We start from the raw sequence: 24,366 nt of genomic DNA, 5'->3' as shown, positions 1-24,366 counted from the left end.
CGTTCAAAATTCAAAGTTGTGATAAGAGTGCTTTAGCTTTGTGATTTAAAACTTAAATTGATTATCGTGCAGGAAAAATATATAGACGAAACAAAACAGGGAGAGGCTTTTGCTATTGCTGAAAAAGTCGGAAATTCTAAAAAATTATTTTTGGAAAGTTATGGCTGTCAGATGAATTTCTCAGATTCTGAAATTGTTGCTTCTATCCTAAATGAACAGGGATATAATACAACCTTAAAAGTTGAAGAAGCAGATCTTATCCTTTTAAATACATGTTCTATCCGTGAGAAAGCGGAACAAACTGTAAGAATGCGTCTGGCACAGTTCAAAAATCTTAAAAAGGAAAGACCGAATATGACGGTGGGCGTTTTAGGATGTATGGCTGAAAGATTGAAAACTAAATTTCTGGAAGAAGAACAGCTCGTTGACCTGGTTGTTGGTCCAGATGCTTATAGGGATCTTCCTAATTTATTAAAGGAAACAGAGGATGGTAGAGATGCCATCAATGTTATTCTTTCTAAAGAAGAAACCTATGCAGATATCAATCCGGTTCGTTTAGGTGGAAATGGAGTTACTGCTTTTGTAACGATTACAAGAGGCTGCGATAATATGTGTACTTTCTGTGTAGTTCCATTTACAAGAGGAAGAGAAAGAAGCCGTGATCCACATTCTATTCTTGAAGAATGTAAAGATCTGTGGAATAATGGCTATAAAGAAATTACTCTTTTAGGACAGAATGTTGATTCTTATCTCTGGTACGGAGGTGGTCCTAAAAAAGATTTTGCTAAAGCTTCTGAAATGCAGAAAGCTACCGCTGTTGACTTTGCCCAATTACTGGATCTTGTTGCTAAAGCCGTTCCTGAAATGAGAATAAGATTCTCTACATCAAACCCTCAGGATATGAGTTTAGATGTATTCAGAATTATGGCGAAACATGACAATATTTGTAAATATGTTCACCTTCCTGTTCAAAGTGGAAGCAATAGAATGTTAGAAGCGATGAACAGACAGCATACACGTGAAGAATACCTGGATTTGATAAAAAAAGCAAAAGAAATTGTTCCGGATATTTCTTTTTCTCAAGATATGATCATTGGTTTCTGTAATGAGGCGGAAGAAGATCATCAAGATACTTTAAGCCTGATGAGAGAGGTAGAATATGATTACGGTTATATGTTCTCTTATTCGGAAAGACCCGGAACTCCTGCTCATAAAAAAATGGAAGACAATATTCCTGCAGATGTTAAGCAAAGACGTTTAGCAGAAGTTATTGCATTGCAGGGAGAGCTGTCGAGAAAAAGAATGGCAGGATATGTTGGCCGTGTTCACAGTGTTTTAATAGAAGGAATTTCAAAGAAGAATAAAAAACAGTGGAAAGGGAGGAATTCTCAAAATGCAGTTTGTGTATTCGATATGCTTGAAGGACAGAAAATGGGTGACATTGTGGATGTTTTTGTATTTGACAATACACAGGGCACACTTTTAGGGGAAACGGTAAAGTAACCTCTTTTTTCAGTATTCAGAAACCTTAATTAGAAATAAATATTATCAATAACTTTAAAATAGACAATGGAAAAGCTTCATAAATATTGCCTGAGTGTTTTATTGGTAATGATTTGCAGTAATATTTCTGCACAGAGCAAAAACTGTTCTATTGAAAAGGATACTTATAAAAGGCTTTATGAAGTCTATACCCAATTTTTAAGTTCTCAGGATTGTAAAGAATCCTGTCTTACTGAGAAGAAAAAGCTCATCCAGTATCATACAATACATCAGAAGCAATGTGCTGGAAGTCTTATTGATATTCACTCCCATAAACAGTCTGGATTATTCAAGGATAAGTTTACGGGCAATTGGGAAAAGGAAATACGTTTTCAGGTCTTAGAGGCTTTTGAGAAACAAAGTAAAGAATATGAACTGGCGGAGGCTTTCTTTTTTAAAAGAAAAGTATCAAAAGTCAGAAACAAAGATTATTTGGATTTAATAAGTTAAAATTAAAATTTAAAACTATTATTTAAACAAATTAATGAAGTCTGCATACCATGTTTTGAAATGTAGGCAAAACTTAAGATCAATAATCTAATTTACTTATGAGTAACGAGTTACAAAATATAAAAAATCGATTTGGAATAATTGGTAATTTTCCTGCTTTAAATCGTGCTTTAGAAAAATCTATTCAGGTAGCACCAACCGATATTTCCGTTTTGGTTATTGGAGAGAGTGGTGTAGGGAAAGAATTTATTCCCAAAATTATTCATTCAGAATCCAGAAGAAAACATCAGCCCTATATCGTCGTTAACTGTGGAGCAATTCCCGAAGGAACTATTGATTCCGAATTATTTGGTCATGAAAAGGGAGCCTTTACCGGAGCTACTGCAACCAGAAAAGGATATTTTGAAGTGGCAGATGGTGGGACGATATTTCTTGATGAGGTTGGAGAACTTCCTTTACAGACGCAGGTACGTCTATTGAGAGTTCTTGAAAGTGGAGAATTTATGAAGGTGGGTTCCTCGCAAGTGCAAAAAACAAATGTAAGAATTGTTGCGGCAACAAACGTTAACATGATGAAAGCCATTCAGGATGGAAGATTCAGGGAAGACTTATTTTACCGTTTAAATACTGTCCAGATTGATATGCCCCCTTTACGGGATAGAAAGGGAGATATTCATTTATTATTTAGAAAATTTGCAATAGACTTTGCTGAAAAATACAGAATGCCGGAGCTGGTATTAGAGCCTAATGCAGTTCATTATATTGAAAATTATAGCTTTCCTGGAAATGTTCGGCAATTGAGAAATTTAGTTGAGCAGATGACAGTGGTAGAGCGGGAAAGAAGTGTGAGCGTTGAGAAACTCGCAGAATATATACCTATGGAAACCCATTTACCAATGGTTGTAAATGCTCCTAATGGACAGAAACAAAGTGACTTCGGAAACGAAAGAGAAATTATGTATAAGATTCTCTTCGATATGAGGAACGACATTAATGACTTGAGGTCTTTAACCTCGGAATTAATAAAAAATCGTGGGGCAGGAGATTTAAGCTCTAAGGAAAAAACTTTAATCAACAGGCTTTATACGCCGGAACCCCAGCAAAACTCAAACTCAAATTCTTTGCTGTATTTTGAAGATAACAGCCATCCCGTAGTTCAGACGCCAACAATTATTTCAACGCCTGATGATAGTTACGAAGATATAGAAGATATAGAGATTGAAGAAAATAAACCCGAATCACTTTCGCTTCAGAATAATGAAAAAGATTTGATTATCAAAGCTTTGGAAAAGCATAAAGGACGTAGGAATAAGGCAGCAGATGAGCTGGGTATTTCTCAAAGAACATTATACAGGAAAATAAAACAATACAATCTAGAAGATTAATTATGATGAATAGTAAGGTAAAGCCTATCGAGTTTAAATTAAATGAATACCTGAATAAGGGTATGGAGCTTCTGAAGAAGGATTTTGGAAACTTTCTGGTTGCTTACATATTATGCGCTGTGATGTCGATCATTCCTTTTTGTGGACTTTTGGCGATGGGTAATTTCTATAAATATTGCAGAAAAGTAAACAAAGGAGAGCAGGCTAGTGTTGGTGAAATTTTTAATTTTGATGACTTTATGCCTTATTTTATTCTACAGCTCATTATAATAGCTGGGGTTATAGTTCTCTACATTCCAATGTTTATTTTTATTCCTTTAGCTGCTCTGACTGGTGAAGATGGCGGCTCACCGGCTTTTGCTATTTTTATGATACCTTACATATTTGTAATCGTTATTGCTGTTTTTATTGTAGCTTTAGTAGGATTTTATATCCCGGGATTGATATCACTTAAAAAAGTTTATGATATTAAAACAGCGTGGAGTATGTCGAGAATAATGACAAAAAACAATTTGTTATCTATTTTCTTGTTTGCAATTGTTGTCGGATTTCTTTCTCAGTTAGGAATACTTCTTTGCGGTATTGGTCTATTGATTACAATGCCTTATTTTTATACAACGCATTATTTTGCATTTGAGGATGCCATTCAGCAAATAGAATATGACGAAATAAAAGAAATCGGATCGAAAAATGAATTTTAAAATTAAGAATATCAATATAATGAAACCTACGGTTGTCGTCCTTTTATTGCTTGGCCTGAGCACTTTAAACTCTTGCTATAGCTTTACCGGATCTTCTTTAAAGGATGAAAAAACAATTCAGATTAATGAATTTCCAAATAATGCAGCTTTGGTAAATCCTACTTTGGCTCAGCAGTTTTCTACTGATATTCAGAATCGTTTTTTACAAAGAACAACTTTAAAGGGAACTAAAGAAAATGCTGATATTTTAGTAGAAGGGGAAATTACCGATTATTCAATCACTCCCACTACCATTAGCTCCAATACACAAACGACATCGACTGGTGGAGTTATACAGGATTCCCAAAACAAATTAACAATCACTGTAAAAGTGCATTACGAGAATAAATTACATACTGAATTAAGTTTTGACAGAACATATTCGGATGAAGCTGTATTTAACAGTAGCCTATCTCAAAGCGATATAGAAGCGACACAGGTGAAAATAGTAAACGAAAGAATCATTAATAAGATATTTAACGATATTGTAGCGAACTGGTAAGATGAATAGTAGAGTTTTAGAACTATTAAAGAACCCAAAAAACATTCAGTCAGAAGATCTTAATCTTCTGAAAGAGGAAATAAATTCTTTTCCCTATATTCAAAATATCAGAGCATTACATTTGTATGGTGTTCATCTTTATGATCAGGAAAATTATCAGAAAGAGCTATCTACAACTGCGGCATATACTACAGATAAAAAAATCCTTTATCAACTGATTAATGGTAAGATTCAAAAAACAGCAAGGCCTGAGGTTCCGGAAAGTAAAATTATAACGGAAACTGAAAGTAAATTAAGATATTTTCCAAAAAGTAAGAGTTTCCCTATCAAGCGGGAAGAATTGCCTGAGAAGACACAGGTGAAGCAGGAAGAATCAGCCTGTCCGGCTCCAGCTTCATTGCCGGAAATGAAGCATGTTTACATTAATGGCGAGCGAAACAGGATCTTGTTTGAGGGAGAAGAAAATTTCCTTGAAGAAAACAATCATGAAATAATTGATTTAGAATCTACTTTGGAATCAGGAACAATTATAACTCAAAAGCAAGATCAGATTATTTCCGATGAGCCAGTTTCTGAAACTGTTGCTAGTGAAGACGAGAATGTTCTGAATGGGGAAAATCAAGTAAGTAGAGCTGAAGAAGTGGAGGAAACTCCTCAGGATGAAATTGAAATAGCGGTTTCTTCAGAATCGGGGGCGGATCTAAATGATATTGAAGTACAAACTCCTTCAGAGGAAAGCATTGATTTTAAAGAGCCCGAATCAGAGAAGTTTACACCCGAAGAAATCATTAATGAAGATAAAATTACTTCAGTTGTTGAAAAAGAAGAGGTTTCCAATGATTCTGAATTAAGCTTCCATGGAACTGACTCATTTATGCCGGAAGTTAAGATTGAATCAGGAAACAGTGATAGTCTTGCTATATCTGATGTCTCTCAACCCACTTTCAATAAGCATGAAGATGAAATGAGAAGGTTGATTGAAGAAGTAGAGAAGAAAATGATGGCAAACAAAGCAGTCGTTGAAAAAGAAGAGGTTGAGAAAGAAACAGTCAATCACGATATCAACTTTGCGGAAACACAAGATTTTCATCCCGTAGAAGCAAGTGAAGTAAATCCTGAACCGGAGTTGAGTAATAAGAATGTAGCTGAAGTTAATCCTACAGAAATCCAGAAAGAGGAGATTAAAGAAGAAGTTAGTGATTCTAAAGTGAATACAGATGTGAAATCAGATTGGAAACCAATGAGTTTTGAATCTCATATTCCAGATTCACTAATTAATAAGCCTGCTGTAGCTATTCAACCAAAAGAAGAAGTTGCAAAAGTTGAACTTCCAAAAGAAACAGATACACCAGCATCAACAATAGAAGCAACTTCAGAAGTTACTGAGGAGAAACCCGAAGAACTTTCTACTGAAGAGGCAAAAACGATTCAGAGCGATGATATTACAGAAGAAAATAAAGAAGAAGCTCCGGTCTTGAATGTTTCTTTCTTTAGTTCTGATATTTCAAGCTGGACACAGGAAAATAACACAGGAGAAGATGCTGATGATATACAAGAAAATACTGAATCAAAGGAAAAATCGACAGAAAAAACAGGTGCAGATCCTGTTGACAGTAATGTTCCTGGATTTATAAATACCTGGCAGAGCTGGTTAAAAATTGACCGCACAGAAAAAGAACCAGAAAAAGATATCACGGAAATTAAGAATAAAGTTATTGAATCCTTTATAGAGAATAATCCAAAAATAAGCCAGTTAAAAGATGAAAGTACCTTTGTGGTAAAGGAAAAAAATGATGATATTTCACACTTAATGACAGAGACCCTGGCGAAGTTGTATATCGAACAAAAACTATATACGAAAGCAATAAAAGCATTTGAGATATTAGCAGGTAAGCATCCTGGGAAAAAATCTTATTTCGAAGAAAAAATTCAGGAAGTAAAGGATCTAAGAGGAAAAAACTAAGTATAAAAACATAGTCTTCCTAATAGGATATAACATAAAAAGGTTGAATGTAAATTCAACCTTTTTTATTTTTATACTTTATCAGTTACTTCTTTTTTTCGTCTTAGTTTTCGCCATGCTTTACGACCCATTACAATAACAAGAATTACTAAAATAACGGCCAAAATAGCGGCAATAATAGGTGTTGCCATTGCTAGTACAGACATCACTCCAGCTCCCGCTGTTTCAGTGGTTCCGACAACTGAATTACCCAGGCCGCCAGTTGTTGCTGTTGAAGCAGCTCTGATTCCTGCAAATCCGGAACTGATCGTTGCTGCTGTTCCTCCTCCTGCAATTATTGCTAATGCCCACTGTGGAAATGTGCCGAAATCTGCAAATTGGCTGGCAAATAATATGGATCCTGCAACTGTAGCCATTGGAACAGAAATCGTATCTAACAAATGATCGATAAACGGGATATAATAGGCTAAAATTTCTGCTATCGTAGCAATACCGGTAGTAATCAGTGCAGGAAGACCCGCAAGCCACTCAAAGTGCTCGTTCATTGGAATCCAATGTAGATAGGACGCTAAACTTACTGCAAACATGGGGAGAAATACCCTAAAACCTGTTGCAGCAGAAAGACCGATGCCAATAAATGCGCTCACTATATATGGAAAGTAGGGAATGTTGTCTAACATATTAATTTTCAGCTAAGTTGTTTTCCCTAAGTTACAAAAACTATTGTAAGCTGATTTAATAAATATAAACAATATTTGGGGTCATGTACTCAGTCCAAAAGAGAATGAAACGGATGAGTTGCCTATTTTTTCTGTGATTGGCAAAGCTTAATAAATTGGGATTCAACGTCCTGGAATTTCCCTGGCATATCCGGAGAAACCCAAAAAAGCATGGCAATGGTCTTTTCTCCAAAAGATTCTTTAAACAGATCTTTATGTAAACGATAGCATTCTCTCAGGAGTCTTTTTACTCGATTCCTGTTAACTGCTTTTTTGAAATATCTTTTGGAAACGGAAACTCCGAATTTAGAACTTTCTACAGGTAAATTGGGTTTGTCTTTAAGTAAAATAATTCTCAGATTTCCATTCGTCCTCCACTTACCTTTTTCAAAAAGCAGGGTAATATCAGTCGTTTTTTTTAGTTTTTCCTCTTTAGGATATCTGAAATCTTGCATTATGCTTTTTTTGCTAAATGATTAATCACTTCAGCGGCTGCATATAGACCAAAGATAGCCGGAATATAACTTATGGTTCCATAGAAAGACCTTTTAAAATTAGCGCCATCTGTCATTTTTAAACTTTCCTCATCTTGCAGTTCGTTTGAGAAAACGCATCTGATTCCTTTGTCTATTTTTTCTTTCTTCAGTCGTTTTCTTACCTCTTTTGCTAAATAGCAGTTTTGAGTTTTGCTGATATCTCTTACAAGAACCTTACTGGGATCCATTTTACCGCCGGCACCCATTGAGCTTACCATTTTTATTTTTCTTCTTCGGGCTGCGATCATTAAGCTTACCTTAGGGGTTACACTGTCGATACAATCCAGAACATAATCAAATTTTCCTGAATCGAGTACTTCATCCATTCGTTCCGGATTTAGAAATTCATTGATTTTTGTTAAATTAAGATGAGGATTAATGTCTAAAAGTCTTTCAGCAACTACTTCCACTTTGTGCTTTCCCACGGTAGAACGCAATGCAGGAAGCTGTCGGTTGATATTGGTAATGTCTACTGTGTCACCATCTACGATGGTCATATTTCCTACACCAGCTCTTGCTAAAAACTCGGCTGCAAAAGAACCCACACCCCCTAAACCAACAACAAGGACAGTTGCTCTATTGAGCTTTTCCAATCCATCTTCTTTAATAAGAAGTTCCGTTCTTTCCAACCAGTATTTATCCATTTTTTATTATCTCTAAATTTTCTTTAATTTGTTCATTAAGCCTTTCCAGGGAAATTCCTTTTATTTCCGATACTTTCTGATACAATTCTTCTATATTAAAATCATCATTGTCAGTTTCTAAAAACATCATATGTAAAGGAACTGTTTTCAAAGTATCCTGCAAAGATAATTGATACAAAACAGCTTTTCCAAAACTCAAATAGAAATTATTTTTCAGCAGGTCTTCTGCAATGCTTTGTTTTTTATTAAAACCATGAATAACCATGGCTTGCTGTGCCTTCTTTTTTAATGAAATCACTTCCTGGAATTTCTCACACAATGAATAACCAAAGGCTTTTTAAGATCATTAGAAAGTTTGATCTGTCTCACAAACACCTCTTCCTGGATTTTCATTTCAATGGGAACTAAACTGTCAAGGCCGCATTCTCCAATGGAAAAACAATTTTCATCAATTACGGAATCCAGCCATTTGAACTGTTCTTCAATCGAATTAGGGAGGATGTCCTTTGGGTGGATCCCTGCAGAGTAGGTGACATGAGGAGATGTATCTTCAATATTTACATTGTAAATTCCAAAAAATACCTCTTTTTTATGATGGTGAAAATCAAAAAATTCCATGGCCAAAAATACTATTATTTGCAATTAACCTAAAATTTTTAAACAAACGTTTATAAATATGTTAAAAATTTCTTAACTTTACTCAAATCGACACTTTATGAAGAAAAAATTTACCGAAAAACAAATCCATATTTTGGATATTGCTGAGGAATTAATTGCGAAAAAGGGGTATGAAGGGACTTCCGTCAGGGATATTTGTTCTAAAGCGAATATTAATGTAGCAATGATTTCTTATTATTTTGGTTCCAAAGAAAAAATGATGTCTTATCTCTATCAATATAGAGTCCTGAAAACGAGAGAGAATTTTTCAGAATTTGCAGATACCATTAAAGATGGAAAACCTGAAATGCAAATGAAAGAGATCATAAAATATATTGTCTCCCAATTATTTAAATATAATTATTTTCATGGATTTGTTACTCAGGAGCTCAGGCATACCGAAAATCTAAAAGTTGAATTACTGGACTTTTACCAGTTGTTTGTTAAAAAGCTGGATGAGGTAATCAAAAAGGGGGTTGCATCTGGGGTCTTTACGTTTACTCCAAAGCCTGAAGACATACTTACCACAATTATCGGTTCCACATTATTTGTAATTCGTAATAAAAACTTTTATGAATTATATGTACCTAGTAAAAACGAAGAAACATATGCTAAAGAAGCAGAGAAAAAAGTAAGAATGAATCTTTTATTAAGTGTTTTTGCAATATTGGGATACGCTGCAGACTAAAATTACGTTAAATAATCATAAAAAAAAATCTATTGATAAAAAAGTTATATTTTTGCAAATTAATAGATCGGAATAATCCGGGATGGTTGAATTTTTATATGAAAAAATATATTTTAGGTCTTTTTGCCATAGCTGTAATTTCATCATGTGCAAGTCAGCAGGAAAAAGCATTGAAAAGTGCTGATAAAGCTTTCATCTTAAAAGCAGCTAATGAAAATTTTGCTAAAAAGAAATGGAAAAATGCTTTGGCTCTCTACGACAGGCTTGCTAATCTTGTTGCAGGAACAGATGATTTTCCGAATGTAGGATTTAACACTGCTTATGCAAACTATTACGATAAAAACTATAAGCTTGCGGGGCATCAGTTTAAGAACTTTGCAATAAGTTTTCCTAAAGATCCCAGAGCTGAAGAAGCGGCATATATGTCTGCTTTATGTTACTATGAAGGGTCTATGGATTATAATTTAGATCAAACAAGTACGGAATTGGCTGTGAATGAATTACAGGATTTCCTGAACAACTATCCTAATTCTGAAAGATCTAAAAATATCAATCAGCTTATTGATGAACTAAGCTATAAATTAGAGTTTAAGTCTTACGAGAATGCAAGACAATATTATAAAATGGGTGATTATAAATCAGCCACTGTTGCCTTAGAAAATGTTCTTGAAGATTTCCCAAGTACAAAACTTCGTCCAAAAATCTATGATTATATGATGAAGTCCCGTTATCTGTTAGCTCAAAATTCAATATATGGTCTTAAAGAAGAGCGTATTGAAAGTGCTTTATCTTTTACAAAACAGGTAGAAAAAGATCTTCCAAATACAGAATATGCTAAAACAGCAGCAGATTTGAGAGAGAAACTGGACAGAGAAAAACAAAATTTTGCAGTGGTTAAAAAGCAAACAGAAGCTAGAATGGCAACATTAACCGCGAGACAAAAGAAGGAAGCAGAAAAGCAGGAAGCACTTAATAAGACCGATCAGCAGATTAAAGATCAGGTTGCTACAGAGAAGAAAGCATTGAAAATTCAGAGGGATAGTGCTGCACTTCAAACACCTCCTCCAGCTGCGACTTTCAAAATTAAAAGATAATTCGTAAATTTGCCAACTTATAAATAAATAAATTTCTCAAAATGAGTGTAAAAGATACAAAAGCAGAAGTAAATACAATTACTTACGATAAAGATAAGATTGAAGATAAAGTAGGCTCAATCTATGAAGCTATTGTTATCATGGGAAAGAGAGCAGAGCAAATTAATGCGGAAATTCGTACTGAGTTGCATAACAAATTAGATGAATTTGCTGTTCATAATTCTACATTGGAAGAAGTTTTCGAAAACAGAGAGCAGATTGAAATCTCTAAACATTACGAAAAACTTCCAAAGCCAACTTCTATTGCTATTGAAGAATGGTTGAACGAAGATGTTTACTTCAGAAAGACTGAAGAGAGAAAATAAAAATCATTTGTATTTTTTATAAATGAAGGTCATAAGGGAATAATTTCTTTATGACCTTTGTCGTTTGTAAACCTGTTGTGGGAAAAAATAAGTAATTTAGTGTTTTAAAAAATTAAAACTAAATGAATGTTTCCGGGAAAAAGATTCTTATTGCCGTTTCTGGGGGAATTGCTGCGTATAAAATCCATTTTTTAATCAGAGATTTTATAAAAAATGGTGCTGAAGTGCAGGTGATCATGACTCCTGATGCAGAACATTTTGTTACAAAGCTAAGTCTTTCCACTTTGTCTAAAAAGCCTGTTTATTCCGATTTTTATACTGAAAATGGAAGCTGGAACAGCCATGTCGAATTAGGTTTATGGGCGGATGTCATTATCGTGGCTCCCTGTACTGCCAACACCCTGGCTAAAATGACACACGGAATGTGTGATAATTTGGTATTAGCCACTTATATGTCTGCAAAATGCCCGGTTTTTATTGCTCCTGCAATGGATCTCGATATGTATGACCATCCTACAACTAAACAGAATTTAGAATTAGCAGAAGATTTCGGTCACTTTATTATTCCCGCGGAAAGTGGAGAACTGGCCAGTGGTTTAATTGGACAAGGAAGAATGGCAGAACCGGAAACCATCTTTAGAACTGTTGATGAGTTTTTTAACGAAAACAATGAAGATACAGTTTTCAAAGGGAAAACAGTTCTGATTACTGCAGGGCCTACCTATGAGGCAATTGATCCGGTACGGTTTATAGGAAATCACTCCTCCGGTAAAATGGGGTTCTCATTAGCAGAAGAAGCGGCAAAAAGAGGTGCAAAAGTTATTTTGGTTTCCGGTCCGAGTTCTCAGAATATTCATTCGCAGAACATAGAGCTCCATAAAGTAACCTCTGCAAAAGAAATGCTGGATAAGGTATTTGAGTTTTACGAAAATGTAGATATCGCAATAGCAAGTGCTGCAGTAGCTGATTATGCTCCTAAAGAAGTAGCAAAAGAGAAGATCAAAAAAAATGACGATAATCTCACGATAGAGCTGGTGAAAAATCCAGATATTCTGAAAACGATGGGGGATCAGAAAACACATCAGTTTTTAGTTGGGTTTGCTTTGGAAACACAGAATGAAGAAGAGAATGCAAAAGGAAAACTTGAAAAGAAAAATCTGGATATGATTGTCTTGAATTCCCTTCGCGATACAGGAGCGGGATTTAAAAACGATACCAATAAAATAAGAATATTTACCAAAACAGAGAAGAAAGAATTTGAGCTGAAATCGAAAGATGATGTGGCCAAAGATATTCTCAATTTTGTTGAGTATCAACTTTCAAAATAATTTTAATAAATTTCCGTTCTCAATTTTTAATAGATAATGAAAAAACTTATAGGTTTATTTTTACTGCTTTTCATCTATAATGTCAGCTTTTCTCAAGAATTGTTGTCTACCGTTCAGGTCAATGCTCAGCAATTGGGAGGAAGTAACCAGCAGGCTTTTAAAACACTGGAAAAAAGTCTCAGGGATTTTATAAACAATACGAGCTGGACAGGTAAAAAACTTCAGAATTTTGAAAAAATAAAATCAAATTTTGCACTTGTACTCACGTCTAAAGACGGAAATAAATATGGAGGGAATATCGTTATTCAGGCTGTTCGACCGGTCTATAATTCAAATTATGAATCTCCACTTATTAATTTACAGGATGCTAATTTTGAATTCGAATATGTTGAAAATGAGAACCTGATATTCAATGAACGTCAGTTTTCAGGAAAGAACCTGATTGATGTTATTAGCTTCTATGTATATCTTATTTTAGGATATGATGCAGATAGTTTTCAGTCTATGGGTGGAACACAGTGGTTCGCTAAAGCACAGCAAATTGGTCAGAATGCTCAAAATAGAGGGTATAAAGGATGGGCACAGATTGGAAGTGAGGGGCCGAGAACCAGGGGTGTTCTGATCGGTCAGTTAACTAGTCCTAACCTAAGCCAGCTTCGTTCTTTATATTATACCTATCACAGAGCCGGATTAGATAATTTGTACAATCAGGACCAGACACAGCCCAAGAAAATTATTTTTGATGCCTTAATGCAATTAAAAACCTACGAGAATAGTTTTCAGCAGAACTATGCGCTGAATCTTTTTCTTGAAGTAAAGAATGATGAAATTTTCAATATTTTCAATTCCAATAACAATGGGGGAATCGTTTTAAATGATCTCAAACAAATGATGATGGTTTTTGCACCGAAGTATAATGATAAATGGAATAAGTGGAAATAAATTTTAAGATCATAAATATCTTAAATTCTTAATTCTAAAATTTATATTTGCAGGACTAATCTGCTGGAAATTTATGCTTTCTAAAATCTTTATTAAAAACTTTGCTTTAATTGATACTCTTGAAGTTTCACTGCACAATGGATTACAGGTGATTACCGGTGAGACGGGTGCTGGTAAATCGATCATCCTGGGGGCATTAAGACTTATTTTAGGAGAAAGGGCAGATTTAAAATCCATTTCAAAAACCGAAGAAAAGAGTATTGTTGAAACGGAGTTTTCTCTAAATAATCAGTTTAAAAAATTTTTTATTGAAAATGATCTTGATTATGAACATCAGACCATTATCCGAAGAGAAATTTTACCATCCGGAAAGTCAAGGGCTTTTATTAATGATGTCCCGGTGACTTTGGATATTTTAAAAGAACTTTCCTCTCAGCTTATCGATATTCATTCCCAATTTGAAACTTCCAATCTTTTCACTTCAGAATATCAGTTTAAAATTATTGACGGTCTTTCTGAAAATAAACAATTGATCTCAGATTATCAATACGAGTTTTCAGAATTTCAAAGTTTAAAGACCCAACTTAAAAAACTGCAGACCCAACTTTCTGAAAGCAATAAGGAAAGTGACTATAAATTGTTTCTCTTGAATGAACTGGATGATTTGCGGCTAGATGATGTTGATTATGAAGATTTGCAAAATCAGCTTTCGATCCAGGAAAATGCGGAAATGATCTCAGAAAATCTGGCTCAGATTTTATCAAGATTTCATCAGGAAGAAATGGGGATTCTTTCTTTTTTTAATGAAGCTAAAAATAAGCTTTCAAGGATAGCCGAAGTTTCCCAGGGTTTTTCTGAACTTGATAAAAGATTGGATGAATCTTTTGTCGAAGTAAAAGATATCATTTCTGAATTGGAAAATGAAGCCGAAAAAATTGAGATCAATCCAGAAAATTTAGCCCTGTTATCGGAGTTAAATAATAAATTAAATGCTTTACTTCTAAAACACAATGTTTCAGAAATCAATGAGCTAAAAGAGATCAGGGATCAGTTATCAGGAGAACAAAAAGGGGCTTCTGAAATCGAAGCTCTTGTTACTGAAATTGAAGAGAATATTCTGAAAAAAGAAAAATCACTTCAATCACTTTCTGAAAAATTATCCAAAAACAGAAAAAAAAGTGTTCCTGTATTCATAAAAAAAGCGGAGGAATTATTAAAAAAATTAGGTCTTGAAAAAGCAAAAGTAGATATAGAGCTACAAGAATCATCAGACTTCAATATGTTTGGTAAGGAGAATATTCAGCTTTTATTTCAGGCCAATTCAGGATTCCCTTTAAAACCAATTCAAACGGCTATTTCAGGAGGAGAGAGATCCCGAGTTATGTTGGCTGTCAAAAAAATTATTGCAGAAAGTGATGAGCTTCCAACCCTTATTTTAGACGAGATCGATACCGGAGTTTCAGGGAAAGTGGCTGAAGAAATTGGAAATCTGATGCGCGAAATGTCAGAAGACATGCAGCTTATTGTCATATCACATTTGGCACAAGTAGCTGCCAAAGGAAATAATAATTATAAAGTCGTAAAGCAGGATGTTTCCGGAAGAACACAATCTACAATCATCCCATTAAGTGATGATGAAAAGCTTAGTGAAATTGCCCAATTACTTTCCGGAAGTAAGATCACGGAAGCTGCTTTAGCGCAAGCAAAGGAGCTTATAGGCTAATTTTTGTAACATTTTTTACATTATATTTACTAATGTAAAAAAGAATACGATATGTTTTTAAAATTCCTCAGGTTAGAGATCAAGAGTTTTTTTCGTGGTACTTCCGTTGGGATTAATATGGCAATGAAGATTCTCCGTTCTATGGGAATTCTTTATTTTATGGCATGTTTGGTAGGTGGTGCATTCGGTGCATTCTTCTATGTGCAGGAAGAGCTGCATCAGGACCCTTTAAAAGTAGTTTCTAAATTTTTAATCATCGCTTGGGTTGTTGATCTTATTGTAAAATACATCTGGCAGGAAATGCCAACCCAAAACATAAAGCCTTTTCTTACGCTTAATATTCCAAAGAAGACATTAGTAAATTATATGCTGATCAAGACATTTTTATCGGCTTTCAGCTGGTTGAATTCCCTTTTCTTCATTACATTTTCTATTATTGCTTTATTCAACGGGTATGGTTTTTTAGAAATACTGGCCTGGTTTATAGGAATTTCTTCGCTTTTCTATCTTAATAATTTTATCAATATTTTTTTCAATGATAAAGAGACCGTTGCTATCATAGTTGCAGTTCTCTTTGTTGGGGTCGGAGTTTTAGGATATTACCAGATTATTCCTGTGCTATCTTATTCTGAAATTGTTTTTTACAGCTTTTATGAAAAGCCCTATATTGCTCTTATTCCTTTAGTTTTGTTTTTAGGATTATGGTGGATTTGTTTTAAATATGTTCGTAAAGAATTCTATCTCGATCAAGGGCTTGAAGCTAAAAAAACGGTAGGTAAAACTGAAAATATTGCATTTTTAAATAAATACGGTGCATTAGGGACTTTTATTAATAATGATATTAAAATGTTGAGACGTAATAAAGTAACAAAGGGAATCTTATTAGGGAGTTTCTTTTTTGTTTTCTATGGTCTTCTGATGTTTACTTCCCCGGTATATAAGACACCCGCCATGATGATGTTTATGGGGTTATTTGTGACTGGCGGATTTCAGTTTTTATTCGGACAAAGGGTTCCTGCCTTCGACAGCTCTTATTATCCTCTGATGATGACACTTAACGTTCCCTACAAAGAATATCTCAAGGCAAAATGGTGGTTGATCAATATTATAACTTGCCTTTCAATGGTGCTTGCTTTGTTTTATGCTTATTTTGGTTGGGAGATATACATTACATTTTTGGCTGCAGGCTTATACAATATTGGTGTAAACTCACAATTTACCCTTTGGTCGGGAGCATTTAATAAAATGCAGATCGATCTGAATTCCAAAGAAAAAAGAATAGGGCAGAAAAATAGTTTTAATTTGAAATCTATGCTGCTGCTTATTCCTAAAATGCTGGTGCCAATGCTCGTATTTGCAGTCTCTAAACATCTTTTTGGAATAACGGGAGGTGTGGTAAGTATTGCCGTCTTAGGAATGATTGGTTTTTTATTCAGAGAGAAAATTTTTGATATCATCGTAAGGCATTACAAAAAGGAAAAATACAGCACATTAACGGCATTCAAAAATAAAGATTAATACAATGATTACTATACATAATTTATCTAAAACATACGGTACAGCAACTGTTCTTGACGTCGAAAATCTTGAAATCCCAAAAGGAGAAACATTTGGATTGGTTGGAAATAATGGTGCCGGAAAAACGACACTCTTTAGTTTAATGCTTGACCTGATTCAGCCTACAACAGGCTTTGTAAGTATTGATGATATTAAAGTAAATGAATCTGAGGCATGGAAAAGTAAGGTTTCTGCTTTTGTGGATGATACATTTTTAATAGGCTATTTAACTCCAGAGGAATATTTTTACTTTATTGGAGAACTTAGGGGACAAAACAAAGCGTCTGTAGATGAATTCCTAAAACAGTTTCATGATTTATTTAATGGGGAGATATTAGATTCAGGAAAATATGTGCGTGATCTGTCAAAGGGTAATCAGAAGAAGGTAGGAATTGTGGGAGCCATTATAGGGAATCCTGAGATCATAATTCTGGATGAACCCTTTGCAAACCTTGATCCATCCACACAGATAAAGCTTAAAAATCTGATAAGAGAATTGTCCAAACAGGACGGAGTAACCTTTCTTATTTCCAGTCACGACCTTTCGCATACAACAGAGGTTTGTAACAGAATTGTAGTCGTAAATAAAGGGAAAATGGTTAAAGATATCCAGACCAATCCTGAAACCCTTCAGGATCTCGAACAATATTTCGCAGATCAGGTTTCTTTATAATTATAAAATTTAAATTAATACAAATGAGTTTTGATTCGCAGAATGTTACGGATTATCCCAATAGCAATACCATTTTTATGGTCTGGAAACTGAAGGATGATCCTCAGTTAAAAAGTATCTTCCGACAGTTGTGTGCATTGGTTTTGAACCTTAATAATTCAGTATTTAACAGATTTCCGGACAGCAGAGCCAGTTGTGTGATGGGAATCGGATATGAAGCATGGAAAAAACTAGATCTGCCAGTACCTCTTCCTAAAGAACTTGTCAATTTTAATGAAATAAAAGGAATAAAACATACTGCCGTAGCTACTTCAGGTGATCTTCATTTTCACCTCAGAGCAGATAATAACAGTATTTGTTTTGACATGGCCATTGAGATTTCCAAATTATTAAGTTCTGTTGCTGAAAGTATTTTAGAAATTCATGGATTTAAATATTGGGATGCACGTTCAATCTTAGGTTTTGTAGATGGAACTGAAAATCCACATGGAGAAGATCGTGATTATTTTGCTAAAGTTGGAGATGAAGATCCTTCATATAAAGGAGGAAGCTATCTTTTTGTTCAGAAATACCTCCATAATATGGATGCCTGGAAAGGACTCTCAACGGACGAGCAGGAAAAGGTAATCGGAAGATCCAAAGAAAATGATATTGAAATGTCCGATGACGTAAAACCGTCAAATTCTCATATTGCCCTCGCAAATATTGAGGGTGAAAATGGAGAGGAATTAAAGATCGTCCGGGATAATATGCCATTTGGAAGTCCGTCAACGAATGAATTCGGAACCTACTTTATTGCCTACGCAAGCACTTTTACAACAGTCAAGAAAATGCTGGATAATATGTTTATAGGAGATCCGGTGGGGAATTATGATCGGATTTTAGATTTTAGTACGGCGAAGACCGGAACACTGTTTTTTGCTCCTACAAGGGATATGCTGGATGAGTTTTCCGGATAATAGGTAAAGAAGCAGAGTGCTGTTTGTATAATAATGTAAAAATTTTTAAAAAAATATTTTTTTTGTGTAACCTTTTTTAATTCTTACTGTCTTTATAGTAGAAACTAATCTAAAATGAAACTTTTATTCGGAAATAAAAAAGAAGATTTGCTTAGCCGCCTGAAAAAACAGGATGCGGCAGCGCAGAAATTCTTTTATGATCAGAATGTAAAAAAATTGCTGAGTGTAAGTAAAAGCTATGTCAGTGATTTGTATCAGGCGGAAGATTGCCTGATCAGAGCATTTTGTAAAATTTTTAAACATATTGAAAGTTTCAGAGGGGATGGTAATCTTGAAGGATGGGCTAGAAGAATTGTTGTCAATGAATGTTTAAACTTTATTAAAAGTCGTAAAACAGTCTTTTATCTCGATGAAATCAATCAGTCTTTTATGGAAGAGGCCAATGATGACGATGTAGTCTTTGATTTTAATGCCCAGGAGCTATTGGATCAGCTGCCGGATGGATATAAAATGGTTTTTAACCTGTATGTTCTGGAAGGATATTCCCATCAGGAAATCGCTGATACGCTGCAGATTTCAGTTGCTGTGAGTAAAACACAATTATTCAGGGCAAAAGAAAAAATGAGAAAGATTTATTTTCAACAACAGAAAACACTAAAAAATGAACACTATTAAAAATAATTTCGACAATCAGATCAAAAAACAGATCGAGGAAAGGGAAATAACCCCCTCAAGAGATTTGTGGTCTGAAATAAAGAATCAAACTCAGAATGATCGCCCAAAATCAAAACTTAACTGGTTTCTGGTAGCCGCATGCCTGATTCTTCTGTGCAGTTTAGGTTCTGTACTCTTTTTTTATAATAAATCCGGGCAGCCAGAAGTACAGATGGTTGGAAAAAAGAATTCACCTGCGATTAAAAAAAATACTGAGGAGATTGAAAGTCAACCTGATGTTTTAGTAGCTCATGATCAAAAAGATGCAGTTGAAATAAAAAAAACTGAACCGATCAGGAAAATAGAAGCTCCTGCAGTGCAAGCATCAGCAGATCATAAAAACGCATTGGTCGTCAAAGAGAATATTCCACCGGTAACTTCGGATATCTCAGAAACTCCTCCAGTAAAAATTATTGCAAAGACTGATTCTGCAAAAATACCTACGGGCAGGAAAAGATATGTTGACCCTTCTACTTTACTGTTCTCAGTGGAACATAAGGATGCCATTGAAAAGACCAAAGGCAAAAGTAATGTAGCAACCATCGATCTGAACGGCAAATAATAAATTTTAACGAAAAAAAAATAATACTATGATCAAGAAATTTATCCTGATAGGATTCGTGTGCCTTTTTTCTGCCTCAGCATACGCACAAAAAACGCCAACATTTAATCTTCCTTCAAAAGAAGAAACAGAAGTAAGTCCTATGGTAAAAGAAAAAGTAGAAGAGTATGCTACAAAAATCAATACTATTATTCAGGAAGAGAAAAAGCTTATGGAAACTGAACTTTTGAATCTTCAGAGTAAGGGGTTAGATAAAACAGAGTTTAATAAACAGAAAGCTGAAATTGCCGATCGTTTCTCTGAAAAGATTGATCAGAGAATAGAAGCATTAGGCTTTGATCTGGATGGAGTTGTTCAGAAACAGGTGAGATATTCACTTCTTAATTCAGATGTTACTTCTAAAGAAGAGTTGAAAGATAAACTTCTGAAAAAGTTTCGGGCTACAAAAAATGTGAGCGGGTATATTTCTTATGGAGCGATGACGCTGACTAATAATCTTTCTGATAATGCACTGGATAAAAATACTGGCTACGCCAATAATTTTGAATTTGGTTTGAAATTTAATTATCAGTTTAGCAGAACAAGTCCTTGGGGGCTTATTTCGGGAGTAGGATTTTCATGGAGAACTGTTCGTCTGGATCATAATATGGTTTTTGGGAAAGATACGAATGGGAATGTTCATGTGGAGTCTGCGGGAGGAAATGTAGATAAAAGTAAACTCAGGACTGGATATATAATTGTTCCTTTAGGTTTGCAATATAACTTTTCAAAGCTGAAAAGTGCAGGAATGGATATTCAGTATAGAGATTATAATAAAGGATTCAAAGTTGGAGCGAACGTTTATGGAGGAGTAAGAATGTCCAGTAACAACATTATCAAAGTCGACGGTGTCAATTCTAGAAACAGAGGAGATTATCAGGTAAATCCATTGATATATGGAGCACAGCTTACATTGTCCTACAATGATTACAGTATTTTTGTGAAAAAAGATTTTAATAATTTCTTTAAAGACGACGCTTTTAAAAATGATAAAGCATTGATTTTTGGTGTCGCTATATGGTGGTAAAAACACATAAACATTCATACATCAATTGAGAAGGTCGGAAAATTATTTTCCGACCTTTCTTTTTGAAATATTTTTTTATTGATCTATGTTTTCTTATGTCGGTTCTTCAGAGCACATATCTGCTTCTACGAAACACATTCCTTAAGTACATGGATTTCCTGAAGGGGCAGACAGGCAGCAGCCGTGATACCCATTATAGATAATGTGACGGGTTCCGCTTGGACATACATGTCCGCCAACGACCTTTTTTAAATGCTCTCTGTTTAGTTTGGTTAGATTTTTCATAATAGTTTCTTTAAAAGATTTGTATATGTCACTAATTTATGAAAAATTATTGATACTTAGTATGGTAAAATGAAATATTTCAGGCACTTATAAAATAAAAGCCTTGATGGATTCAAGGCTTTCAGTTTATTATTTCAGGCTTCCCACCATATCTTCCGGTTTTACCCACTCGTCAAATTGTTCAGGGGTTAAAAGACCGAGATTTACGGCTTCTTCTTTTAAGGTTGTCCCGTTTTTATGGGCTGTTTTGGCAATTTTAGCAGCATTTTCATACCCGATATGAGTATTTAAAGCCGTTACCAGCATTAAAGATTTATCAACCAATTCTTTAATTCTCTCATAGTTGGGCTCAATACCAACAGCACAATGGTCATTGAAAGAAATACATGCATCAGCAATTAATTGTGCAGACTGCAGGAAGTTATAAGCCATCACAGGTTTGAAAACGTTGAGCTCATAGTTTCCTTGCGTTCCGGCAAAAGAAATAGTCGTGTCATTTCCTAAAACCTGAGCACAAACCATAGTCAATGCTTCATTTTGGGTAGGATTTACTTTTCCTGGCATGATAGAAGATCCCGGTTCATTTTCGGGAATATGAATCTCTCCGATCCCTGAACGCGGTCCTGAAGCCAACAATCTTACATCCTGAGCAATCTTAAATAAAGAAACAGCTAATTGTTTTAAAGCTCCGTGAGACTCTACAATAGCATCGTGAGCAGCAAGTGCTTCAAATTTATTTTCTGCTGTTATAAATGGATGATTCGTAAATTTTGCAATATATTCAGCGACTGTTACATCATATCCTTTAGGAGTATTCAGGCCCGTTCCAACAGCAGTTCCTCCCAATGCGAGTTCGGAAAGATGAGGAAGAGTATTTCTTAAAGCCCTGAGACCAAATTCTAATTGAGCAACATAGCCTGAAAATTCTTGTCCAAGAGTCAAAGGAGTGGCATCCATTAAATGGGTTCTTCCGATTTTTACAACATCTTTAAAAGCATTTGATTTTTCTGCTAACGTATTTTTTAGTTTTTCAACTGCAGGAATAGTGACCTCAACAACCTTTTTGTAAGCGGCAATGTGCATCGCTGTTGGATAAGTGTCGTTTGAAGACTGGGATTTATTTACATCATCATTCGGATGTATTTCAGACTTATCTCCAAGTGTTCCTCCGTTGTTAACATGAGCTCTGTTCGATACAACCTCATTAATATTCATGTTGGATTGTGTTCCGGAACCTGTTTGCCAGATAACTAAAGGAAACTGATCATTTAATTTTCCTTCCAGGATTTCATCACAAACTCTGGCGATCATATCTCTTTTTTCAGCAGGAAGAGCTCCCAGATCAGTGTTGGCATAAGCGGCTGCTTTTTTTAAGTAAGCAAAAGCTTCAATGATTTCGTGTGGCATTGAACCTTCCGGACCGATCTTAAAATTGTTTCTTGAACGTTCCGTTTGTGCCCCCCAAAATTTATCAGCAGGTACCTGCACCTCACCCATGGTGTCTTTTTCTATTCTGTAATTCATTGTGATTGAAATTTTTATAAAGTTAATCATAAACTGTAAAATTCGCAATTTATAATGGTTATAAATATCAATGGATATTGGTGATTTTACTCATGTTTTTTTAGGTAAGCCGTATTTTTGCACAAAGAAAAAATTGAATGGAATTTAGATATCAGGATCCGTATCCGATTCAAAAAGATGATACGGTGTATAAAAAGCTTACATCAGATTATGTAAAAGTTGAGCAACTTGGTGAAAGAGAAATCTTAACAGTAGATCCTAAAGGATTGGAGCTGTTGGCAGAAGAAGCGATGGCAGATGTTTCTTTTATGCTTCGTTCTTCTCACCTTGAAAGCCTTAGACGAATTATTGATGATCCTGAAGCTACTGATAATGATCGTTTTGTTGCTTACAATTTATTACAGAATGCAGCGGTAGCTGTAGAAGGAGCCCTGCCTTCCTGCCAGGATACCGGGACTGCTATTGTAATGGGGAAAAAAGGAGAGAACGTGTATACCGGTGTAGATGATGGAGAGTATTTGAGCAAGGGAATTTATAATACCTATCAGAAAAGAAACCTAAGATATTCTCAGATCGTACCTCTGAACATGTTTGAAGAGAAAAACTCTGGTTCGAATCTTCCTGCTCAGATTGATTTATATGCTAAAAAAGGAAATTCATATGAATTTTTATTTTTAACTAAAGGAGGTGGTTCTGCCAATAAAACTTTTTTATACCAAAAGACCAAATCCTTATTGAACGAGAAATCTCTTGAAGAATTTATTAAAGAGAGAATTTCAGACTTAGGAACTGCTGCTTGTCCACCATATCACCTGGCTTTAGTCATTGGAGGAACTTCTGCAGAGGCTAATTTAGCTGCCGTGAAAAAAGCATCAGCAAAATATTACGATAATCTTCCGACTTCCGGAAATGAAGGCGGCCAAGCTTTCAGAGATCTTGAGTGGGAAGCTAAAGTTCAGAAAATTTGTCAGGAAAGTGCTATTGGTGCACAGTTCGGAGGAAAATATTTAACGCATGACGTAAGAGTCATAAGACTGCCTCGTCACGCAGCATCTTGTCCCGTAGGAATGGGGGTTTCCTGTTCAGCTGATAGAAATATCAAAGGAAAAATTAATAAAGATGGAATCTTCCTTGAACAATTGGAAGAAAATCCAAAACGATTTTTACCGGATACAGCTCCTCATCTTGAAGAAGCAGTAGAGGTGGATTTAAATAAACCAATGTCTGAGATTTTAGCAGACCTTTCTAAATACCCAATCAAAACGAGGTTAAAACTGAATGGAACTTTGATCGTAGCGAGAGACATTGCTCACGCAAAAATCAAGGAACTCCTTGACAGTGGAAAGCCAATGCCTGAATACTTCAAAAATCACCCTATCTATTATGCGGGACCTGCAAAAACTCCAGAAGGAATGGCTTCCGGTAGTTTTGGACCTACGACAGCAGGAAGAATGGATGTATATGTGGATGAATTCCAAAGTCATGGCGGGAGTATGATTATGCTGGCAAAAGGAAACAGAAGTAAAGATGTAACTGATGCCTGCAAAAAGTATGGTGGGTTCTATCTTGGATCTATTGGAGGACCTGCTGCTATTCTTGCTAAAGACAATATTTTATCTGTGGATGTCGTTGATTTCCCGGAATTAGGAATGGAAGCGGTAAGAAAAATAGAAATCAAGGACTTTCCTGCATTCATCATTACAGATGACAAAGGGAACGATTTTTTCGCAGACCTTGCTCATTAATTA

The 24,366-nt window shown here is 35.1% G+C and carries 24 protein-coding genes and 1 pseudogene; 19 read left to right on the top strand and 6 right to left on the bottom strand.

What is annotated here, in order from left to right; all coding sequences use genetic code 11:
* Positions 1 to 66: 66 nt before the first annotated feature.
* From miaB to CEY12_RS13565, 6 genes are all read left to right on the top strand, one after another.
* Positions 67 to 1,503, top strand: coding sequence for a tRNA (N6-isopentenyl adenosine(37)-C2)-methylthiotransferase MiaB (miaB, locus tag CEY12_RS13590; RefSeq protein ID WP_089028201.1), 1,437 nt, complete (start codon positions 67 to 69; stop codon positions 1,501 to 1,503).
* Between the two features lie 66 nt (positions 1,504 to 1,569).
* Positions 1,570 to 1,992: a hypothetical protein gene (locus CEY12_RS13585; protein WP_157676820.1), complete on the top strand. Its 423-nt coding sequence runs from the start codon at positions 1,570 to 1,572 to the stop codon at positions 1,990 to 1,992.
* Positions 1,993 to 2,090: 98 nt separating this feature from the next.
* Positions 2,091 to 3,377 (top strand): sigma-54 interaction domain-containing protein, encoded by a 1,287-nt coding sequence (locus tag CEY12_RS13580; protein ID WP_089028199.1) that lies wholly within the window; start codon positions 2,091 to 2,093, stop codon positions 3,375 to 3,377.
* Between the two features lie 2 nt (positions 3,378 to 3,379).
* On the top strand, positions 3,380 to 4,078 hold the full coding sequence (locus tag CEY12_RS13575; RefSeq protein WP_089028198.1) for a DUF4013 domain-containing protein: 699 nt from the start codon (positions 3,380 to 3,382) through the stop codon (positions 4,076 to 4,078).
* Positions 4,068 to 4,619: an LptE family protein gene (locus CEY12_RS13570; RefSeq protein WP_089028197.1), complete on the top strand. Its 552-nt coding sequence runs from the start codon at positions 4,068 to 4,070 to the stop codon at positions 4,617 to 4,619. Before CEY12_RS13575 ends, CEY12_RS13570 begins: the two co-directional genes overlap by 11 nt.
* 1 nt (position 4,620) lies before the next feature.
* On the top strand, positions 4,621 to 6,582 hold the full coding sequence (locus CEY12_RS13565; protein ID WP_089028196.1) for a hypothetical protein: 1,962 nt from the start codon (positions 4,621 to 4,623) through the stop codon (positions 6,580 to 6,582).
* A gap of 71 nt (positions 6,583 to 6,653) precedes the next feature.
* On the opposite strand, the gene CEY12_RS13560 is transcribed toward CEY12_RS13565, so the two are convergent.
* The 4 genes and pseudogenes from CEY12_RS13560 to CEY12_RS22870 all read right to left on the bottom strand — a co-directional run bounded on the left by CEY12_RS13560 (position 6,654) and on the right by CEY12_RS22870 (position 9,099).
* Positions 6,654 to 7,262 carry a DUF4126 domain-containing protein gene (locus CEY12_RS13560; RefSeq protein ID WP_089028195.1) on the bottom strand — a complete coding sequence of 203 codons (609 nt, stop codon included), beginning with the start codon at positions 7,260 to 7,262 and terminating at the stop codon, positions 6,654 to 6,656.
* Positions 7,263 to 7,384: 122 nt separating this feature from the next.
* Positions 7,385 to 7,756: a ribonuclease P protein component gene (gene rnpA / locus CEY12_RS13555; RefSeq protein ID WP_089028194.1), complete on the bottom strand. Its 372-nt coding sequence runs from the start codon at positions 7,754 to 7,756 to the stop codon at positions 7,385 to 7,387.
* On the bottom strand, positions 7,756 to 8,481 hold the full coding sequence (locus CEY12_RS13550; RefSeq protein WP_089028193.1) for a ThiF family adenylyltransferase: 726 nt from the start codon (positions 8,479 to 8,481) through the stop codon (positions 7,756 to 7,758). Before CEY12_RS13550 ends, rnpA begins: the two co-directional genes overlap by 1 nt.
* Positions 8,474 to 9,099 (bottom strand): annotated as a pseudogene (locus tag CEY12_RS22870) (TatD family hydrolase). Before CEY12_RS22870 ends, CEY12_RS13550 begins: the two are co-directional and overlap by 8 nt.
* A 97-nt stretch (positions 9,100 to 9,196) precedes the next feature.
* On the opposite strand from CEY12_RS22870, the gene CEY12_RS13540 reads away from it, so the two are divergent.
* From CEY12_RS13540 to CEY12_RS13485, 12 genes are all read left to right on the top strand, one after another.
* Positions 9,197 to 9,826 carry a TetR/AcrR family transcriptional regulator gene (locus CEY12_RS13540; protein ID WP_089028192.1) on the top strand — a complete coding sequence of 210 codons (630 nt, stop codon included), beginning with the start codon at positions 9,197 to 9,199 and terminating at the stop codon, positions 9,824 to 9,826.
* A 98-nt stretch (positions 9,827 to 9,924) separates the two neighbouring features.
* Positions 9,925 to 10,920 (top strand): outer membrane protein assembly factor BamD, encoded by a 996-nt coding sequence (locus tag CEY12_RS13535; RefSeq protein ID WP_089028191.1) that lies wholly within the window; start codon positions 9,925 to 9,927, stop codon positions 10,918 to 10,920.
* 41 nt (positions 10,921 to 10,961) lie between these two features.
* A complete protein-coding gene (locus tag CEY12_RS13530) occupies positions 10,962 to 11,285 on the top strand; it encodes a DNA-directed RNA polymerase subunit omega (RefSeq protein WP_034681463.1) in 324 nt (107 codons plus the stop codon).
* A 122-nt stretch (positions 11,286 to 11,407) separates the two neighbouring features.
* Positions 11,408 to 12,613 carry a bifunctional phosphopantothenoylcysteine decarboxylase/phosphopantothenate--cysteine ligase CoaBC gene (gene coaBC, locus CEY12_RS13525; RefSeq protein ID WP_089028190.1) on the top strand — a complete coding sequence of 402 codons (1,206 nt, stop codon included), beginning with the start codon at positions 11,408 to 11,410 and terminating at the stop codon, positions 12,611 to 12,613.
* A gap of 36 nt (positions 12,614 to 12,649) precedes the next feature.
* Positions 12,650 to 13,555 (top strand): DUF4835 family protein, encoded by a 906-nt coding sequence (locus CEY12_RS13520; RefSeq protein ID WP_089028189.1) that lies wholly within the window; start codon positions 12,650 to 12,652, stop codon positions 13,553 to 13,555.
* A gap of 73 nt (positions 13,556 to 13,628) precedes the next feature.
* Positions 13,629 to 15,278, top strand: coding sequence for a DNA repair protein RecN (locus tag CEY12_RS13515; protein WP_089028188.1), 1,650 nt, complete (start codon positions 13,629 to 13,631; stop codon positions 15,276 to 15,278).
* A gap of 51 nt (positions 15,279 to 15,329) precedes the next feature.
* Positions 15,330 to 16,796: a DUF5687 family protein gene (locus tag CEY12_RS13510; protein ID WP_089028187.1), complete on the top strand. Its 1,467-nt coding sequence runs from the start codon at positions 15,330 to 15,332 to the stop codon at positions 16,794 to 16,796.
* 4 nt (positions 16,797 to 16,800) lie between these two features.
* Positions 16,801 to 17,508 (top strand): ABC transporter ATP-binding protein, encoded by a 708-nt coding sequence (locus CEY12_RS13505; protein ID WP_089028186.1) that lies wholly within the window; start codon positions 16,801 to 16,803, stop codon positions 17,506 to 17,508.
* Between the two features lie 23 nt (positions 17,509 to 17,531).
* Positions 17,532 to 18,467, top strand: a complete 936-nt coding sequence (locus CEY12_RS13500) for a Dyp-type peroxidase (protein ID WP_089028185.1) — start codon at positions 17,532 to 17,534, stop codon at positions 18,465 to 18,467.
* 114 nt (positions 18,468 to 18,581) lie between these two features.
* Entirely contained in the window at positions 18,582 to 19,142 is a 561-nt protein-coding gene (locus CEY12_RS13495) for an RNA polymerase sigma factor (protein ID WP_089028184.1), read from the top strand.
* Positions 19,129 to 19,743, top strand: coding sequence for a hypothetical protein (locus tag CEY12_RS13490; RefSeq protein ID WP_089028183.1), 615 nt, complete (start codon positions 19,129 to 19,131; stop codon positions 19,741 to 19,743). Before CEY12_RS13495 ends, CEY12_RS13490 begins: the two co-directional genes overlap by 14 nt.
* A gap of 28 nt (positions 19,744 to 19,771) precedes the next feature.
* Complete coding sequence (locus CEY12_RS13485; RefSeq protein ID WP_089028182.1) at positions 19,772 to 20,809, top strand: outer membrane beta-barrel protein; 1,038 nt, start codon at positions 19,772 to 19,774, stop codon at positions 20,807 to 20,809.
* 141 nt (positions 20,810 to 20,950) lie between these two features.
* Here CEY12_RS13485 and CEY12_RS22290 read toward each other — a convergent pair whose 3' ends face one another.
* The gene (locus CEY12_RS22290) at positions 20,951 to 21,094 is read right to left on the bottom strand and encodes a bacteriocin-like protein (protein ID WP_157676819.1); all 144 of its coding nucleotides are present in this window, start codon (positions 21,092 to 21,094) and stop codon (positions 20,951 to 20,953) included.
* A 129-nt stretch (positions 21,095 to 21,223) separates the two neighbouring features.
* Positions 21,224 to 22,618, bottom strand: a complete 1,395-nt coding sequence (fumC, locus tag CEY12_RS13480) for a class II fumarate hydratase (protein WP_089028181.1) — start codon at positions 22,616 to 22,618, stop codon at positions 21,224 to 21,226.
* Positions 22,619 to 22,755: 137 nt separating this feature from the next.
* On the opposite strand from fumC, the gene CEY12_RS13475 reads away from it, so the two are divergent.
* Positions 22,756 to 24,363, top strand: a complete 1,608-nt coding sequence (locus CEY12_RS13475) for a fumarate hydratase (protein WP_089028180.1) — start codon at positions 22,756 to 22,758, stop codon at positions 24,361 to 24,363.
* Positions 24,364 to 24,366 lie beyond the last annotated feature (3 nt).

The organism is Chryseobacterium sp. T16E-39, assembly GCF_002216065.1.
Taxonomy (GTDB): Bacteria; Bacteroidota; Bacteroidia; order Flavobacteriales; family Weeksellaceae; genus Chryseobacterium.
This window is presented reverse-complemented; position numbering and strand designations above follow the sequence as displayed.